Consider the following 1328-nt stretch of genomic DNA (forward strand, 5'->3'; position numbering starts at 1 on the left):
AGCCAACCGCCGTGTTCTAAGTGAAGTTCCCGAGCGTCTTTGACGATCGCAAACTCAGCTTCCAGTTGGTTGCGATCGATTTGGGCGACCCCCATGTCATCCAACTTCTCGTTGAGGTTTCTGAGACCCCTGCCTTCGAAATCGTCTAGCGGACCGACCGTGCTCAATTGGAGCGTCGTATTTTGAACTTCTTGTGGGTCGTCTGACTCAACAGCATTCGCCTTGGTAGAGAGATAGGTTGCCAGATCATTGATAGCTGAATTCACTGTGTCCTCATACTTTGTGATTGCCGCGAGTTCGTCTGCTGCATCCCGCACCTCATCTCTATCTCTCCAGTCGGCGATCAACTCCTCTAGGTCACCTGCGACCTCATCGTAAGCTGTTTCGGCCTCTTCGCATGCCTCTTGCTTTTCGGCATACTCGTCGTCCTTATTCTCGTATCGTTCTTCGATTGTTTGGTCTACAACGACTGCGTCCAAATAGGACTGCTCCGAGTCGAGTACGACATCCCGCAGGGCCCGGCGGATATCCCTGGCCACAGTGGCATCCAAAGGCGGGTCGGTCGTCTCCTGACTGATATTCGAGATGCGTTTCCACAGATGCCACCTCGTTGTGATATTCTCACACTCTAGCTCTAAAATATCGAGTAAGAGTGAAATGTCGTCTGGATGAGTTCCCTGTTTAGGAATTTCTTCTTTGGTTACTTCATTTTCAAATCGGGTTGGGACGGTCTGCAAATAATTATCGACATTTTCTGTGTTTCTCTGACTGAGGTCAGCTTGGAGACTCTCAAAAATTTCATATATCTTGGTAGTCGCATCGTCAAAGCCGGCGAGAGCCAAGACCGGCGAGTCAATGAACGTTTCTACAAAGTCCGTCTCAAACCGATTTCTGAGCTGCTCTGCCTCCTCTTTGTCTTCCCGTTTCAGATTGTCGGTTTCTTCGACGGACGGGAAAGACTCCAAGTACTGTTCTAGGACATCATAGAAAGCCTTCTCTTTTGTCAATGCATCTTCCTTATTGGTAAGTATATCTTCTACCTCATTCTTAGCCGTGTTTCGCTTACTGATATCGTACGTAACCGTCTGTGGAACTGCCACTGAGAAAGTACTATACTTTGGTGGCGTATTCGCCGAACCCCCTGCTGGTCTCATTTGGTTTGGGAAATTCCCCCCTTGATATGCGTTTTGATGTGCATTGATAGTGCGGACGACTGCTTGCTCGAATTTCTCATCTTCGGTATCTAACTCGGAATGGTGAGGCATCAGGGTGACCGTGGCAAACGGCAATTCGTCGGTCAACTGGAGATACTCAAGTTCCGAGAGGGC

Annotated in this window: 1 protein-coding gene; it reads right to left on the reverse strand. The window is 49.0% G+C overall.

Annotated features, from left to right (window positions below; all coding sequences use genetic code 11):
- On the reverse strand, positions 1–1100 hold a 1100-nt coding region (locus tag BLR34_RS16550; RefSeq protein WP_143414214.1), incomplete at its 3' end, for a hypothetical protein.
- Positions 1101–1328 lie beyond the last annotated feature (228 nt).

This window comes from Halovenus aranensis, assembly GCF_900100385.1.
In the GTDB taxonomy this organism is placed as follows: Archaea; Halobacteriota; Halobacteria; order Halobacteriales; family Haloarculaceae; genus Halovenus; species Halovenus aranensis.